Source organism: Streptomyces sp. NPDC046870 (assembly GCF_040704595.1).
GTDB classification, from domain to species: Bacteria; Actinomycetota; Actinomycetes; order Streptomycetales; family Streptomycetaceae; genus Streptomyces; species Streptomyces argyrophylli.
On the sequence record NZ_JBEYXM010000037.1, the window covers coordinates 39,012 to 53,701 of the forward strand.

Genomic DNA, 14,690 nt, shown 5'->3' on the forward strand with positions numbered 1-14,690 from the left:
CCACTCCGAAACGCAGGCGTGTCTGCCAGTACAGAGGGCAACAGGAGACCACGGAGAGGTCGCTGAGTGCATCTCGGTTCACGACGGATGGCCGACGGCAGGGAGGTGGAAGACGATGTTGTGGTTCTGGCTGGTCGTCTTCGTCGCGGTGGTGGCATTGCTCGCCGGGGCGGTGGTCCTCGTTCAGGCACGACGCCGGTCCGGAACGGTGATCGCGGTCAACCGCGGGCGCGCCGGCCGGGGAGGCGGACGGTGAACACCCTGGTACTCGCGTCCGAACTGTCCGGACGAGTGGTGGTGACACTCGGCGGGGAGGCGGTGGCACAGATCAAGGACATCGTCTTCGACGGGCCGGCGGGCCGGATCACCGGTTTCACCCTGAGCGGGCGAGGCCTGCTGGCCGGGCCGTTGAAGCAGAGTCTTCCCTTCTCCCGTGTGCACGCGGTCGGACCAGCCGCGGTGATGATCGTCAGCCAGTCTCTCTTCGAAGACCGGGACGCGGTCGTCGGACGCGGCGAAGCCGATCGGGGCCGAGTCCTGGGGGCTCCGGTCCTCACCGAGGAGGGCACCGACATCGGGACCGTGGCCGACCTGGTCGTCGAGACGGGGACGAGCGGCCGGGTGGTCGGCTTCGAGGTCGCCGCCAACGACAATCTCGACCGGCAGCACCGCAGGGTGTTCGTGCCGCGTGGGCAGTCCCTGGCCGTCTCCGGTCAGGCCCTCGTCGTTCCCGCGCAGGCACAGCATTTCGTCACGGACGACCTGCCCAGCTTCGCCGCCCAGGTCGAAGCCTTCCTCACTCATATGCGGCACCGCTGACCAGGCGCCGCTCCGCCCGACGAAGGAGGACCCGCGATGCTCTTCTCCCAGGCCGTCGGCCTACCCGTGATCACGGCCGACGACGCGACCACCGTGGGCAAGGTGGCGGACCTGACCGTCGACGCGCAGGACGCCACGGTGGCCGCGGTGCGGTTGTCCGGGGCGGCCGACCGCGCCGAAGCGCTGCCGTGGAGTGCCCTGGAGGCAGTGGGCACGGACGCGGTGATCGTCCACTCACGTGTCCTGGCCGAGCGGGGGCAGGACCGTGTGCCCGCCCATCACCGGGCACTCGGGAGCCGGGTCCTGACCGAGCACGGCGTCGAGCACGGAGTGGTCAGGGACATCGCCTTCGACCCCGTCTCCGGTCGCATCCTCACGCTCTACACCGCCCTCGGGGAGATCGCCGGTGCGCGCCTGATGGGCCTCGGCTCCTACGCCGTGGTGGTACGCGCCGAACCTGCGCTCACCGGCGCCGTCGGCTCACCGTGATCTCCCGCCGTTCCCCTGTTCGCACTGGTGCGCTGGTGACGCACGTGAACTCCGCGCCCGGACCAGGTCTGTGCCATCAGCGCGGCCTGCTCGGCGCCGCTTGACCCGCTGTTCAGGACCCTGACTACAGGAGCGGTGCAGGACACCGAGGTGCGGTCAGGGCCCGTACCTCGCGGACATCACCGCCCGGCGCATCGCCTCGCGCGAGGCGAAGGTCGTGTGATGCCCGATCGTGATCCACGCGTGTACAACCCCGTGTGGATCACGGCTGTCTAGGGCGTGCCGGAGGATGAGTCTCCGGCGCCTTTCGGTACAGAGATCGGGGATCAAGTGGGGAAGAAGCTCTGGAGAGCTGTCGTGGCCGGTGGCGCGGCCGCTGTGTTCACCGGCATGGCCGCGGTTCCGGCCGGCGCGGCCGAAGGCGGGGTTTCGTTCACCCGTGTCCAGGTGAACGGCGGCAAGCCGATCGTGATCGGCGTGTCGAATGAGGTCGCGGTACCCACCTCCTTCCGGATGGAGACCACCCACAAGTGGAAGTGGCCGGCGGTGTTCCTGTACCGCGGCAACACGGGTGAACGGCTGTGGCACGCGATCGAGACAAGCGACTGCATCAAGGTGAGTTCGGGCGTCTGTGACATCAAAGAGACGATGTACTTCGACCCGAGCGTGTGGGACATGCACAACAGCGAGGCCGGAGCCTGGAAGGTCGCGGCCGAGGTGTACTTCCAGGGCGGCGGCGGTGACACCGATGACGAGGGCCTCACGGTCTACGTCAAGCGCAACTCCCGCCTGACCGTGAACGCCTCACCCGAGCCGGTGAGCAAGGGCAGGACCATCACCGTGACCGGAAAGGTCACGCGGGCCAACTGGGAGACCAGGAAGTACGCCTCCTACGGAGGCCGCCTGGTGAGCCTGCAGTTCAAGCCCACCGGGGCCACCTCCTACACCACGGTGAAGAAGGTGTACGCGAACGGCTCGGGTGATCTCAAGACGACCGTGAAGGCGTCCAAGACGGGCACGTGGCGCTGGGCGTACTACGGCAACACCACCACCGGGCCGTCGACTTCGGCCGGGGACAACGTCGTGGTGAAGTGATTTCCCTGGGCCGTCTCTCACGCCCGCAGTCGCTGTGGGCGGGCCGATCCCACACTCGCGCGTGACGCTGGGACGGGGCCCCGGCCGCTGGTCGGGGCCTTTGTCGTGTCCGTGCCGGTTGGCATTCGGTTCGGTGACGACCAGTTCGGCTGGGTCCGTCACGTGGGTGAGCTGCCGGTGTGGAAGGCAGGCGCGAGGTAAGGGCCGCATCCACTGCACTTCAGATGAACCGGGTCCCCCGTGGTGTGGGGAGTTTCGAAGCTTCACCGTCATCAGATCCCGGCGTGCCTCATCCTCGCCTCGGCTTCGTCGCGGCCCAGCGCGTCGAAGTTGTCGAGATGGAACTTCTTGGCGTTGAAGGTGCGTACCCACAGGCCCGCTGCCCAGCACAACTGCACCTCGTTGCCGCTCAGCACTCGTCTGCGCGCGATTTCGTACTCCTCCAGGAAGGCCGCCGTCCGTTCGACCGAGGCGCCCGCGCCAGTGGGCCCGGCCTCGAACATCGCGGCGGCCTGACCGATGATCACCACCTCGGGCTCGTAGATCACGCTGTCCCAGTCGTGGACCACGAGCGGCCGGCCGTCGCGGAACTTCACGTTGCGGCCGTCCCAGTCTCCGTGTCCGAGCACGCAGGCAGCGTCGCGGATCTCTTCCAGCCGCTCGCGTACGGCCGCGCCGAGTTCGTCGAGCCACGCCGTGGCAGAACACCGTTCGGCATTGAGGTCGACGTTGCGGTCATCCGGGACCGGCCAGACGCCGTCCTCCTCGTGGTACCAGTGGACCCATGCGGGAGCCGGTCGTAGCAGGGGCTGCGGATCCAGCTTCTCCGCGCGGGTCACTAAGTCGGCCAGGAGACCGGCGAACTGCCAGGGAGCATCGGCGGGCGCGGGCTCTTCGCCCCCTGGCAGGAAAGCCTCGGCGCTGGCGACCTTCGTGCCCAGCGGCAACGGACCGGCCAATGGCTCCGGGCACGGGTAGCCCGCCTGCCACATCCGGTGTTGCACCCGGGTACAGGCTCCCAGCCGCGCGTCGTCGTCGCGGATCTTCAGGACCACCTCGCGGCCGTTCATCAGCCGCAGGCCGTAAACCACGGAGAGGTTCCCTGCCGTGAACGTGCGCTCGGCAACCGGGGAGCCCAGGTGTTCGATGCACCAGTCGTTCACTGCTCGATCGTCGGTGTGTTCCAGCACGGCTTTCCTTTCCCTGGGTGCGTGGGCCGGGCTCAGCCCGGCGAAACGGGAGCCCTCCTGGGCGGCTGCGATCCCGTATTACGGGGCAGGGCTCAGGCAGTGTCGCCTGCCTCTTGCGGTCGCATGTGGTCGAGGTCGTCGCCCCATGCGTCCAGCACCTCGCCGTGTCCGGCTTCTCGGGCTGCGTGCTCGACAAGGGTGAACAGCTGCCGTTGCAGGGATACGTCGCCTGTCGCCGAGATGCGGTCCACAGCATGCAGCAGCACGTCGGTGTCCCAGCCCGGCAGCGGGTACCGGGCGAGCTCCCACTTCAGGTACTTGTTGTACGGGCGAGGGCGACGGTGGAGAGCAAAGAGCAGTTCGAGCAGGAACCGCATGCTGTCGGCCGCGTCGAGGCGGGCGGCCAGAGCCAGGCCGTCCCGGTGATTCTTGACCGAGCGGTAGAGGGAGTTGGCGTAGGCGTCGAGCCATCCGCCGGCGTCCCGGAACGCCTCATCGGCATCCAGCCGGGCCCGGTCGGCAAGGACGCGGGCGATGCCTCCGTCGAGCCGGTCGAGCACAACCCGGGCACGGGCGAGGGCATAGCGTTCCCAACCCGGCATCGCGGTTCCACGGAACTCGGAGAGAGTGACGAGGACGAGGTCGAGCTCGGTGCTGCGGTGCCCCGTGAACCGGGACAGGTCGGTCGTGGCGTCATCGGCGACGACCACGTACAGGTCGTGGTCGGAGTGCGGGGTGATCATGCCGTCGTGGGCCTGGGAACCTTTGAGGACGAGACCGAGGACGGCTGAGTCGGCGACGGCGAGTTCGACGAACGCGTCGTAGGTGAGCGGCTGCTGAGCATTCATGGTGGGGATCTCCGGTGTGGCGATGACGGGTATGCCTGCTGGGGCGACCCCGTTACGGGGCGCCCCGCACCGTCCGCGGCTGCACGTGGCTGCCGCCCGGAGGATCAATGCACATCTGGACCCTATCGCCCGGCCGGGCCACGGGGGTACGGCTTTTGCAGCCGTCGGGAGCCTGGTGATGCGACCGACAAGCTCGCTTCTGGAGAGCCGCAGCGATCCCGGAGGAGGTGTGGTCATTCACCTTGGCCAGTTGCTGTGCGTGGCCTTCGCGGCTTGGCCCTGCCCACCGATCAGGCCGAACGGCTCGCCGCCGGGTGGCGCGAGCGGCGCATCGGTGCCGTCCCCGGGCCTCTCAGGCCAGTCGTTGCCGCCTCCGACGCCTTCCGCCTGCGGGTCCCATGGAAAAGCGCCGGCCGGTGTTACTGCGGCAGTTCTTCCGCTTCACTCGCTCCCAGCGCATGGCGCTGATCGACCGGACCTCGTCGACCGGGAAGCGGAACCGGCCTCCCGCAGGACGGCGAATCCACTCGCCCACCCCGATGGTCAACGCTAGCCTGCGCGGGTGATGACGGCCGACGACGTACTGTCCATCCTCGCCGTGCTGCGGAATGCGGACGTCGACATCTGGATCGGTGGTGGCTGGGGCATCGATGCCCTGGTCGGTCAGCAAACCCGCCAGCACCGCGACCTGGACCTGATGCACCGCAAGAGCCAGGAACCGGCTGTCGTGGCGGCTCTCGCGGATGCCGGATTCACCGAGACCCTCGACTGGCGCCCCGTGCGTTTCGTCCTCACCGATTCCCATCACCGGGAGATCGATCTGCATCCTCTGATCTTCGCCGAGGACGGATCCGCCCTGCAGGCGTCCACAGAGCCTGAACACCCGTTCTTCTATCCCGCCTCGTGCTTCGTCACCGGCACGATCCTGACGACCGCCGTCCCGTGCCTGTCCCCGGAACAGCAGGTCTACTTCCACCAAGGCTACGAACCGGCTGATCGCGACCGTCACGACATGGCCCAACTCCGGAAGGCATTCGGCATCGCCACCCACTTCTGACCGGATCTCCAAGGGCACCCTCCCGTCGTCTTCAACCCGTCCGGCTGCGGCAGCACCTCGCACACGTCCGCCGGAACATGTGCGCTTCAGCGATGCCGCTGGTTGATCACCTGGAGCAGGGCGGAGGCGCCATCCTCGGACAGCGGACGGACGGTGCGCGGCAGCATGGCGGCAGGAGCTCCGCCGGACGGCGGCGCGGCACGGACGCATGAACGGCCGACGGGCGTCGCACGAGCGCGCGTCGCACGAGCGGGGGTGGCCCGGCGCCGAGCGTGGGAACGGCGGGTGCGGTCGGCGCACGAGCGGGAGACCGACGCAGCGCCGACAGCCGGGCGCATGGATGGCCGACGGTGCGGGCGGAGCCGGCGCACAGCCGGGAAGCGGGACGGCGGACGCAGGCCAATCCCGGCAGGACGGAGCGCGGGCTCGCCGGGTCGGCGCGCAGCCGGAACGGCGGACCGCCGACGGGAAACCTGAGGCAGCGCGCGGCGCAAGCACGGCGCTCCCCGGGCGCGGCGGGACGGACGGGGCACTACAGGCGGACGGCGTCACGGCAGGGGGAGGACTGCGGGCACGACACGAGTGCGACGTTGCCGGTGGGCGACCAGTGGAGCACGGCCGGTGGACGGTGAAGGCGGCCGGCGTGCGGTGGGGAAGCGGCCGGACGGCAGTGGCCCGCGGCCCATGCCCGAAGGCGGGCGGCTGGCGGGGCGCAGGCCGACGGACGGCGGGAGGCGAGCGGGAGGGCTGCCGGCGGCCGGGCGGAGTGCCGGGCGGCGGCACGGCCCGCCGACGGCAAGCGGCCGGCCGTCGCGCAGCTCGACGGAGGCCGACGGACGGCGGGAGACTGGCGTACAGGGCGGCCCGCCCGGAGGCACGGCAGACAGGCAGGCAGTCGGCCCCGACGCGCGGGGCGGCGCGGGCGACGTGGCGGCCGGTCGCAACGGCCTGTGGCCGGTGGCCGACAGTGCGGGCGGGGCCCGGGGTGACGGCGGCGGGCCGCCGCGGCCCGGGGCAGGCGCGCGGCGGTACGGGCGGCGGAGGCAGTCGGGACGGCCCGGCGAGAGCCCAGGGCCAGGAGTGAGGCAGAAGCCGCCGCCGGCGGCACGGACACCACCGGCCTGGCCGCGACCGGCGGCTCCCCCCCGATCGCCGGCATGGCCATCGGCCTGGTCGTGAGCGGCGGCGCGGTCCTGGTCGTCCCGCGCGAGAGGGATCCGACGCCCGGCGCCTGACTCAGCAGCCGATCGGGGACGAGCCGACGGCCACGTCGTCGAACCACAGGGTGTCGTCGCCGGTTCCGTAGCTCTCCCAGCCCAGCCGCAGGGCGGTCGGCCGGGGCGGGGTGGTGCGGGAGAGCCACTGCTGGTCGACGTCCTGCGTCGGTACGCCGTCGGCGTGCAGTCCGGGCACCTGTTCGCCGCCCAGCCAGGTGTCCAGCTTGGGCGCGGAGGTGTCCACGGCGAACCGCAGGCACTGCCAGCTGCCCGTCGGCAGCGGCCTGCTCAGCGCCACCCCGGCCGGGCTCTGCGCGGGAAGCGTGGCGTCGTCGCTCTCCCTGTTCCACTGGAGCGCGCCGTTCTGTCCGCCGACCCGGAGCGCCCGGCCGCCCTGGGAGGTGTCCGGCATCGACACGAAGGTGACGTGGGAGGAGGGCAGCGCGGTGGTGTGCCGGACCCACAGGCGGACGTACAGCACCGGGCCGACCGACGACAGGTCGGTGCTGGCGGCGACGAAGGCGTGGTTGCAGTAACCGGCGCGCCCGTCCACCCGCAGTGACCTGGTGCCGCCGTGGGCGACAGCCGTGTCGACGGCGGCCGTGCCGGTGCCCTGGCAGTCGGGCGCGGTGAAGCGCCAGTCGCCGGACGGGGAGGGGCCGGTCTGGTCCTCGAAGCCGCTGCACAGCACGGCGTTGCCGCAGTCGGCGGGTGGCTGGGTGGGGGGAGGGGTGCCCGGCGTGGTGGGCGGTGTGGTCGGCGGTACGGTGCCGTCGTCGCCGCAGGGCACGCCGTTGAGACCGAAGTCGGTGGGCGCGGGGTCGGCGGACTGCCAGGTCCCCTGCAGGCCGAACTCGGTGCCGGCGCCGCTGGGCAGGGCGGCGTTCCAGTCGGTGCCGACGGCGGTCACGGAGCGGCCGGTCTGGGTGACGGTGGCGTTCCAGGCGGAGGTGACGTGCTGGTCACCGCCGTAGGTCCAGGTGAGTCGCCAGGCGCTCAGTGCGGCACCGAGGTTGGTGACGCGTATCTGCGCGGTGTAGCCGCCGGACCACTTGTTGACGGAGTAGTCGACCCGGCAACCGGCGGCGCTGCCGGTGCTGCTGCCGCTGGCGGGCGCCGCGACGAGGAGGGACACCGCCAGCGCGAGGATCGCCGCGGCCACCGTCCAGGGAGTGCGCACCCGTCGAGGGCATCGCGCGGGCTGAGAGGGCATGTACGTCTCCGAGGGGAGGGGAGGAGGGACGGGCACCCGATCGATGGCGTAGGGAGCGCTCCCAACAGGCTGGGCGGGCGTGGCCGGCGGCGGACCCGGCCCGGTCTGGCCGGGCCGGGTCCGATCGGGTGGGGCGAACCGGTGACGCCGAGGTCAGCGGAAGTTCACGTCACTGCACAGGAAGTACGTCTGGTCCATGTGCGACGCCTGCCAGATCGTGTAGACGACGTGGCGGCCGCTGTAGCCGGACGTGCTCACGGGGATCGAGTAGTCCTGGCTGGGCGCGTACTTCCCCGTACGGGCGACCAGTTGCAGGTCCTTCCAGGTCAGCGGCTGGGTGGTGGGGTCGAAGCCCTGCCGGGTGACGTAGACGAGGAAGTAGTCCGCGCCGTGGCTGGCCTGGTCGTACAGGCGCACGGTGAAGTTGGCGCCGATGTCCGTGGTCTTCCAGGAACCGACGGTGTCCAGGGAGTTGTAGCGACCGCTCTCGGTGTGGCCGCCGCTGCACAGCTGTCCGTCGGGGATGACGGCCTGGAAGTTGCCGGCGGAACCGTTGCGGTACAGGCCGTTCCAGTTCCACATGGCGTTGGGGTTGGCCTGCCACGCCTGCCAGCACATGGGGTCCTGCTGCGCCATGGCCGGGTTCTGGAAGTCGCTGCCCCAACGCTGCCAGCAGCCATAGTTTCGGGAGGCGGGGTCGATCACCGAACCGTGCGCGGAGGCGGTGCCGCCGCCCCAGGTGATCAGGCTGACCAGGGCCGCGACGAGGGTGCTCAGGACGAGCGTCAGGCGGCGGCCGGTCGTACGTTGTGCATGAGCATGACAATGCATGACGGGGTTCTTCCTGTGGGGGTGTCGGTTTCATGGGGGGTCGCGGGGCGTGGGAGCGCTCCCGCGCCTTCCAGGCTGCTGGGCGCGCGTCGGAGCGGCAACAGTTCGTTTCCGCCAAAGCCGCTGGACGCGGAACAGCGCGGGAAACCGCCCCTGCACGGCACCGGTCGGCAGAATGGCCGCCCCGGCCCCGATGAGGGGCATGACGTGCGGCGCACGGTCACCGAGGGCACGGGCGAGCCCGGAGGCACCCGTGTGGCCGAGGCCCCCTTTCGGCTGGGACCGACCGGTGGGCGCAGGAAGCCGCGTCGTTCTCCCGTTCGCGGGGGACGAGGCGCGGAACACCCCGGCGGTACCCGCTCGTCCTGGCCGGAGAGTGCCAGGTCGACATGCCTTTCGTGCGAGGCACCCCTGGTCCCCGGCGCCTCCCGTACGGTCCGCCGGCAGGGGCGGCGGCCCTGGGTCATGCTCCGTGGCGGACAGCGCGCGGGATGGCGTGAAGGCACCGGGGGTCTCCTCGCCGGGCCCGGCGCCGCGACGCGTGCCGAGCGGGGCGCGGGGGCGCGGACTAGCCTGGACAGCAGTCGGGCTGCCCTCTCGGCCGAGAGGTCGTCCCGACGCCGATCCTGCGGCCGGCGGACGCGTGGCGGTGTCCGCGGCCCCGAATTCCTCTCCCGAGCGCGAGCGCCACCAGGCCGACGCCCGCGCCGGGCCTCGCGCCCCGTCGGGTGGGCGTCACTTCGTACCGCCGGCGGGTGGACCAGGCGGGAGTACGGAGATGGCGTGGAACGTGACCGGTACCTACTTCGAAAGCTGCAACTGCGACACCGTCTGCCCCTGCACCACCTCGGGCCTGACCGCTCCTGCCGACAACGAGCGCTGTCAGGTGACGTTCGCGTTCCACGTCGCACAGGGTGAGGTCGACGGCGTGGACGTGTCCGACCGCAACGTGGTCGTCTTCGCCGACGCGCCGCGCGTGATGGCCGACGGCGGCTGGCAGGTGGCGCTGTACGTCGACGCCTCGGCCGACGACGGCCAGGCGGAGGCACTGGGCAAGGTCTTCTCCGGGCAGGCGGGGGGACCGATGGCGGCGCTCGCACCCCTCGTTGCCGAGGTGCTCGGCGTCGAACGCACACCCATCGACTTCCACGACGACGGCCGTCGGCACACCGTGCGGGTGGCGGACGCCATCCACATCGAGATCGAGGACCAGGTCGCCCCGCAGTTCGGCGGCGACGGTCCCGTGATGAAACTGTCCGGCATGTTCCACCCGGCGAACAGCACGCTGACCGTCGCCAGGTCGACACGGGCCGTCGGCCACGGCGTGCACGGCCGCTCCTGGGACTTCACCGGCCACAACGCCCACTCGGCGCCCTTCTCGTGGTCGGCGTGACGCGGCCCGCGACGGCGGCCCGCCACCCCACGGCCCGCACTGGAGCGGCCCTCCTCACGGTGGCCGCGGCCGCGGCCTGGACGTGGACGGCGCTGCGCCGGGGCGACATGGGAGCGGGGACCGCGGCCGGCGAGCTCCCCGCCTTCCTGGGCGCGTGGACGATCATGATGGCCGCGATGATGCTGCCGGCCACCGCACCGGTCGCCTCGCTGTACGCGCGGACCGCACCCGCGCGCCGGACGCCGCGCCTGATCGCGTTCACCGCCGGCTACCTGCTGGTCTGGGCGGCCGCCGGACTGCCCGCGTACGCCCTGGCCGCCGGGGCGGCACGGGTGGCGACCGCCTATCCCACCGCGGGGACGGCGGTGGCCGCCGCCGTCTTCGCCCTCGGCGGCGCCTACCAGCTCACCCCCCTCAAGGACGTCTGCCTCACCCGGTGCCGCTCACCGGTCGGTTCGCTGCTGCACTACGCGTCGTACCGCGGCCCCGCCCGCCACCTGCGTGCCGGGGCCCATCACGGAGCGTTCTGCCTGGGCTGCTGCTGGTCGTTGATGCTGCTGCTCACCGCGTTCGGAGTGATGAACCTCTGGGCCACGGTGGGCCTGGCCGCCGTCATCACCGCCGAGAAACGCCTGCCACGGGGGCGTCTCCTCGCCCGCGTCGTGGGACTCGCCTCGCTCGCCCTCGCGATCGGCGTCTTCTGGCTGCCCCTGCTGGCGCCCAACCTCACCGGCGGCGGCATGGCGGACATGGGTCTGCGACGACTGTGACCCCGGTCATCGGCGTCGCGCGCCTCGGGGACGCCGGGATGTGTGAGCGCATTCACGGTCGGTTGCAGGGCCGGGAAGTGCCCGGCGGCGCACGGCAGTGCGTCTGCGGGCCGGCCGGGCCGCTGGAGCATGAACCGGACGGTTCAGCTTCCTGTTTCTGCTGCCGTACGCCGGCTCAGGCCCCGGTTGCTGATGCGGCGTCAGGAGATCCTGATTCGCGGAGAGGCTTCAGTCGGGGCGGCCGTTCGGCCGTTGATGTCTGGTGCTCATGGCGTGGAAGACCTTCTTCGGTTCCCAGCGTGTCTCGTCGAGCATGCGCACGACGCCGTAGGAGGCGATGTCGCGGTCGCGGGGCTTGTCGTAGTTGGCGAAGGAGAACCACAGCGCAGTATCCACGTCTTCCTCCTCGAAGATGTCGAGGAGTTCGTCGAGGTAGCGGACCTGTTCGTCCTCGTCCGGGATCGCTCCTTGCGGCGGCTGCCAGGCCATGCCGCCCAGGTCGCCCGCGCCACGGTAGGCGCACGTGCCGTACTCGGTGACAGCGACAGGCTTGCCATGGGAGAGAGCTTGGCGCAGGCGGGTGCGGAAGGTGTCGGCGTTCTGCGCGGTTCGGTAGGCATCGATGCCCACCAGGTCGAAGGGGCCCCAGTCGACGGGTTCCCAGGAGGCGGATGCGTAGGTGATCGTCCCGCCGAAGTGGGCGCGGACCGTCGTCGCGGCCTGGGCGAGGAAGGCGTTGAGGCGTTCAGGAACTGGCCCGAGGGAGGTCCACCACTGGATGTCGGCGGTGGCCATGGCGTGGAGGCGGTCGAGGTAGGTGTCGCCGGGAAGGAAGCCGTGGGCGAAGGCGCTGAGCTCGCAGCCGGTGACGAGCACCACCTGGGCGCCGTCCTGTCGCAGTGCCTCGGCGCGCTGCGCGCAGTCGGCGAGGAACGGCAGGATCCGCCCCGGGGGAAGGTCGGCCGGGAACGGGGAGAACCACACTTCGAGGCCTGCATCGGCTGCATGCCGGGCTGCGACGCTCAGCCGCTCCGCGTCGCGGCCGGAGATGCGCACGGCGTCGCAGTGCAGGTCGTCGGCGATCGCGGACATCTCGCGTCGGACTTGCTCGGGAACGAAGGTCTTTCGGGTGAGCTGGTGGCCAGGAAAGACTCCGGTGTCGTAGTTGATGCCTCGTGCGCGCAACGTCAGCGCCCTCCCGCGTGAGTGAGTCCGTGTTCCAGCAGATCGAAGGCCAGCTCGACGTCCCGGGCCAGAGCACGGCTGGCGTCCTGGGCGGGGGTGCCGCCGAGCAGACGCTGGAAGTACTTCTCCTGGAGAGTGAGCAGCGTCGCGGCGGTCTGGGCGGCCATGAGCGCGGCTGCCGTGGGGCTGTACTCCTCGGTCAGGACCTGTGTCAGTGCTTGGCGCTGCTGGTAGAGCAAGCCGTTCGCCGCGTTCAGCAGGGCCGGGCTGTCCTGGATCACACGCACGCGGGCGAGCAGCGAGTCAAGGCCCGCATCCGGTGCCTGTCCGGCGGCGAGCGCACGATAGTGCGTTCGTAGCGCTTCCAGGAAAGTCTGGTCGGCCGGGCGCCGGGCGACGATCCCGGCCAGGTCGTCGCCGCCCACACCCTCCAGGGCGAGTGATTCCTTGGTCGGGAAGTACGCGAAGAGCGTTGCCTTGGCCACCTCGGCGGCCTCGGCGATCTCATTGACCGTCACTGCATCGAAACCGCGCTCGGCGAACAGCCGCAACGCCACCGCTGCGATCCGCTGCCTGGTCTGTTCCTTCTTACGCTCGCGAAGACCTGCCACACAGGCCACAATAACCATACTTGGTTCAGAAACAAACTCGGTACGGTATTCGAGCCGCTGACCCATGATGGGCCGAGCCCGACGTCACGGTGAAGGCGACGCGGGCGTACGCGTGTTGCGTCCGGGTGCCAGCGGACCGGCACCGGTGACAATGGGGGTTCTCTATCGCGTCGCCTTCTCGCCCGTCGGGCCGACCGCGAACCACTTGCCGTCGATGCCCTGGCCGTTCAGGTCCCCCGGCCCGCGGTCGCCCGAGAAGCGGTAGACGGGCAGTCCTCCGACGGTGATCTGGACCTGGCCGTCCTGGCGGCGGATGGCCCCGACCTCCTTGGGGTTCACCCCCGCCAGGTAGACCTTGCCACTCTCCTCGATGGTCACGGGCGGCCACTTCACCGCGCAGGCGCCGACGCAGGACGACTGGGACGGGTCGGCGGTGTCGTCGTCGAAGCGGTACAGCGCCGCCTGATTGATGTTGATCAGATGCGGTGCCGACAGGGGCGCCGAGGTGACCGCGGACAACTGCACCCATTTCGGCGGATCCTCCTGCACCGCCGCTCCGACCACGGTCCCGCCGTTCCCGCTGAGACCGGCGTCCTGCGCGGTGGAGTCGATCACCTGCAGCGCCGAGTTGTCCGCTCCCTGGCTGGACGCCGCCGGCGTGACGGACGCCGACGGGGCCGAACTGTCGCCGATGGTGATCGTTTTGCCGCAGGCCGCCAGGCTCGCCGTACCGCACAAGGCCAGAACGGACGCGAGGACGGCGCGGCGTGCGGACGCGCCGGGGAGGAGCGGGTGGGTGAAGAGCGAGGTCATGTCTGCGACACGAGACGGACACCGGCGATGGTTCATCCGCGCCCGGGATCGGTCGGCCCCGCAGGCGGTGAACGTTTCCCGTCGGCACTCTCGTGTTCCCCGCAGACACGAATCACCACGAGGAACGAATCCTCACCGCACACGAACGGGGGCCCGTAGTGGCGTCGGACGTCAACATCCCCGGAAGCGAACTGAAGGAGGCCCAGGACATGCTGGGTTTCGTCCACGATCACATCGACATCGGACACCACACGTTCGACTTCGATGCCGCGTTCGGCCCCGAGCTCTCCCACGGCTCCGCACAGCACTTCGAGAACAAGTGGGAGGACGGCAAGCACCAGTTGCAGAAGCAGGTGCAGGGCATCCGGGACGCCATCGGCAACATCCTGGACTCCTTCGAGAAGACCGACCAGGACGCGGTGTCGAACCTCGACGACGGGAAGGCGGCGACCGGCCGATGAGCACCGCGCAGCGTTTTCTGCTGGACATACCGGACCCATGGCAGCAGGTCGACCTCGGCGGCGAGGCACTGGCCCGCACCCGCGCGCGGGCCCTCGCCTCGACCGACGACCCTCGCGAGAAGGCGCGGATCAACGACATGTTCCGCCAGGGACGGGAGGTGACCAGGGCGGCCCGCCGCCACGGGGCGCTGCTGGCCGCGGGGACGGCGACGATGTACACCGAGGGCCTGTTCATGGCGTACGCCATGGTCTTCGCCGTCAGCACCCCCGAGGGCGAGGAGCTCACCCTGCCCGTCCTGTCCGCGCGGCTCGGGGTCTCCTCGGCGACCGGGGTGGCGCCCAGGGACCGCGTCATCACGCCGGCGAAGGTGCCGCACGTGGGCACCGTTGCCCGGGTCACCGGCACCGAGGTGACGCGCCTGACCGGGGACATCGACGTCAAGCTGCTGACGATGCACACGATGATGCCGGTGCCCGGCAGTACCGAGGACTTCCTGGTGGTCACCCTCGCCAGCCCGAATCTGCCGCTGAAGAACGAGGTGTACGACCTCTTCGACGCCATCACCGGCACCTTCCGGTTCGTGACCGACGACGGTGTCCAGGTCTCCGCGGCCGACGAGGGCGACGAGAGTTCCGGCGTCGCCGCCTGATCCTGGCCGAGGGGCGCAACAGGAGGGCGGCCGGACCCCCGGGGGTCC

The 14,690-nt window shown here is 70.7% G+C and carries 16 protein-coding genes; 9 read left to right on the forward strand and 7 right to left on the reverse strand.

Annotated features, from left to right (window positions below):
- Window positions 1–115 precede the first annotated feature (115 nt).
- From AB0946_RS39205 to AB0946_RS39220, 4 genes are all read left to right on the forward strand, one after another.
- Window positions 116–256 (forward strand): hypothetical protein, encoded by a 141-nt coding sequence (locus AB0946_RS39205; protein ID WP_366765506.1) that lies wholly within the window; start codon window positions 116–118, stop codon window positions 254–256.
- On the forward strand, window positions 253–819 hold the full coding sequence (locus AB0946_RS39210) for a PRC-barrel domain-containing protein (RefSeq protein ID WP_366765507.1): 567 nt from the start codon (window positions 253–255) through the stop codon (window positions 817–819). Before AB0946_RS39205 ends, AB0946_RS39210 begins: the two co-directional genes overlap by 4 nt.
- A gap of 36 nt (window positions 820–855) precedes the next feature.
- Window positions 856–1,308 (forward strand): PRC-barrel domain-containing protein, encoded by a 453-nt coding sequence (locus AB0946_RS39215; protein WP_366765508.1) that lies wholly within the window; start codon window positions 856–858, stop codon window positions 1,306–1,308.
- A 330-nt stretch (window positions 1,309–1,638) separates the two neighbouring features.
- Window positions 1,639–2,403 (forward strand): hypothetical protein, encoded by a 765-nt coding sequence (locus tag AB0946_RS39220; RefSeq protein WP_366765509.1) that lies wholly within the window; start codon window positions 1,639–1,641, stop codon window positions 2,401–2,403.
- Window positions 2,404–2,675: 272 nt separating this feature from the next.
- Here the strand turns inward: AB0946_RS39220 and AB0946_RS39225 are convergent, their stop codons facing one another.
- Window positions 2,676–3,593 carry a hypothetical protein gene (locus tag AB0946_RS39225; RefSeq protein ID WP_366765510.1) on the reverse strand — a complete coding sequence of 306 codons (918 nt, stop codon included), beginning with the start codon at window positions 3,591–3,593 and terminating at the stop codon, window positions 2,676–2,678.
- A gap of 92 nt (window positions 3,594–3,685) precedes the next feature.
- On the reverse strand, window positions 3,686–4,441 hold the full coding sequence (locus tag AB0946_RS39230; protein WP_366765511.1) for a hypothetical protein: 756 nt from the start codon (window positions 4,439–4,441) through the stop codon (window positions 3,686–3,688).
- A gap of 565 nt (window positions 4,442–5,006) precedes the next feature.
- Between AB0946_RS39230 and AB0946_RS39235 the strand changes: the two genes are divergently transcribed.
- Entirely contained in the window at window positions 5,007–5,498 is a 492-nt protein-coding gene (locus AB0946_RS39235) for an amino acid transporter (RefSeq protein ID WP_366765512.1), read from the forward strand.
- A gap of 1,236 nt (window positions 5,499–6,734) precedes the next feature.
- On the opposite strand, the gene AB0946_RS39240 is transcribed toward AB0946_RS39235, so the two are convergent.
- A complete protein-coding gene (locus AB0946_RS39240; protein WP_366765513.1) occupies window positions 6,735–7,928 on the reverse strand; it encodes a cellulose-binding domain-containing protein in 1,194 nt (397 codons plus the stop codon).
- A 153-nt stretch (window positions 7,929–8,081) separates the two neighbouring features.
- Entirely contained in the window at window positions 8,082–8,759 is a 678-nt protein-coding gene (locus AB0946_RS39245; protein WP_366765514.1) for a lytic polysaccharide monooxygenase, read from the reverse strand.
- Between the two features lie 778 nt (window positions 8,760–9,537).
- On the opposite strand from AB0946_RS39245, the gene AB0946_RS39250 reads away from it, so the two are divergent.
- Together AB0946_RS39250 and AB0946_RS39255 are read left to right on the forward strand one after the other, a co-directional pair.
- Entirely contained in the window at window positions 9,538–10,152 is a 615-nt protein-coding gene (locus tag AB0946_RS39250; protein WP_366765515.1) for a DUF1326 domain-containing protein, read from the forward strand.
- Window positions 10,149–10,922 carry a DUF2182 domain-containing protein gene (locus AB0946_RS39255; RefSeq protein WP_366765516.1) on the forward strand — a complete coding sequence of 258 codons (774 nt, stop codon included), beginning with the start codon at window positions 10,149–10,151 and terminating at the stop codon, window positions 10,920–10,922. The genes AB0946_RS39250 and AB0946_RS39255 overlap by 4 nt, the downstream gene beginning before the upstream one ends.
- A gap of 228 nt (window positions 10,923–11,150) precedes the next feature.
- Here the strand turns inward: AB0946_RS39255 and AB0946_RS39260 are convergent, their stop codons facing one another.
- The 3 genes from AB0946_RS39260 to AB0946_RS39270 all read right to left on the reverse strand — a co-directional run bounded on the left by AB0946_RS39260 (window position 11,151) and on the right by AB0946_RS39270 (window position 13,531).
- A complete protein-coding gene (locus AB0946_RS39260) occupies window positions 11,151–12,107 on the reverse strand; it encodes a hypothetical protein (protein ID WP_366765517.1) in 957 nt (318 codons plus the stop codon).
- A 2-nt stretch (window positions 12,108–12,109) separates the two neighbouring features.
- On the reverse strand, window positions 12,110–12,718 hold the full coding sequence (locus AB0946_RS39265; RefSeq protein WP_366765518.1) for a TetR family transcriptional regulator: 609 nt from the start codon (window positions 12,716–12,718) through the stop codon (window positions 12,110–12,112).
- 162 nt (window positions 12,719–12,880) lie between these two features.
- Window positions 12,881–13,531, reverse strand: a complete 651-nt coding sequence (locus AB0946_RS39270; protein WP_366765519.1) for a hypothetical protein — start codon at window positions 13,529–13,531, stop codon at window positions 12,881–12,883.
- Between the two features lie 158 nt (window positions 13,532–13,689).
- Here AB0946_RS39270 and AB0946_RS39275 point away from each other — a divergent pair, with 158 nt between their 5' ends.
- Window positions 13,690–13,992 carry a hypothetical protein gene (locus tag AB0946_RS39275; protein WP_366765520.1) on the forward strand — a complete coding sequence of 101 codons (303 nt, stop codon included), beginning with the start codon at window positions 13,690–13,692 and terminating at the stop codon, window positions 13,990–13,992.
- Window positions 13,989–14,642, forward strand: a complete 654-nt coding sequence (locus AB0946_RS39280) for a hypothetical protein (RefSeq protein WP_366765521.1) — start codon at window positions 13,989–13,991, stop codon at window positions 14,640–14,642. Before AB0946_RS39275 ends, AB0946_RS39280 begins: the two co-directional genes overlap by 4 nt.
- Window positions 14,643–14,690 lie beyond the last annotated feature (48 nt).

Coding starts and splice junctions, on each gene's coding strand:
- AB0946_RS39240 (WP_366765513.1), bottom strand. CDS start 7,928: ATGCCCTCTCAGCCCGCGCGATGCCCTCGACGGGTGCGCACTCCCTGG.
- AB0946_RS39245 (WP_366765514.1), bottom strand. CDS start 8,759: ATGCATTGTCATGCTCATGCACAACGTACGACCGGCCGCCGCCTGACG.
- AB0946_RS39280 (WP_366765521.1), top strand. CDS start 13,989: ATGAGCACCGCGCAGCGTTTTCTGCTGGACATACCGGACCCATGGCAG.
- AB0946_RS39205 (WP_366765506.1), top strand. CDS start 116: ATGTTGTGGTTCTGGCTGGTCGTCTTCGTCGCGGTGGTGGCATTGCTC.
- AB0946_RS39270 (WP_366765519.1), bottom strand. CDS start 13,531: ATGACCTCGCTCTTCACCCACCCGCTCCTCCCCGGCGCGTCCGCACGC.
- AB0946_RS39230 (WP_366765511.1), bottom strand. CDS start 4,441: ATGAATGCTCAGCAGCCGCTCACCTACGACGCGTTCGTCGAACTCGCC.
- AB0946_RS39215 (WP_366765508.1), top strand. CDS start 856: ATGCTCTTCTCCCAGGCCGTCGGCCTACCCGTGATCACGGCCGACGAC.
- AB0946_RS39250 (WP_366765515.1), top strand. CDS start 9,538: ATGGCGTGGAACGTGACCGGTACCTACTTCGAAAGCTGCAACTGCGAC.
- AB0946_RS39235 (WP_366765512.1), top strand. CDS start 5,007: ATGACGGCCGACGACGTACTGTCCATCCTCGCCGTGCTGCGGAATGCG.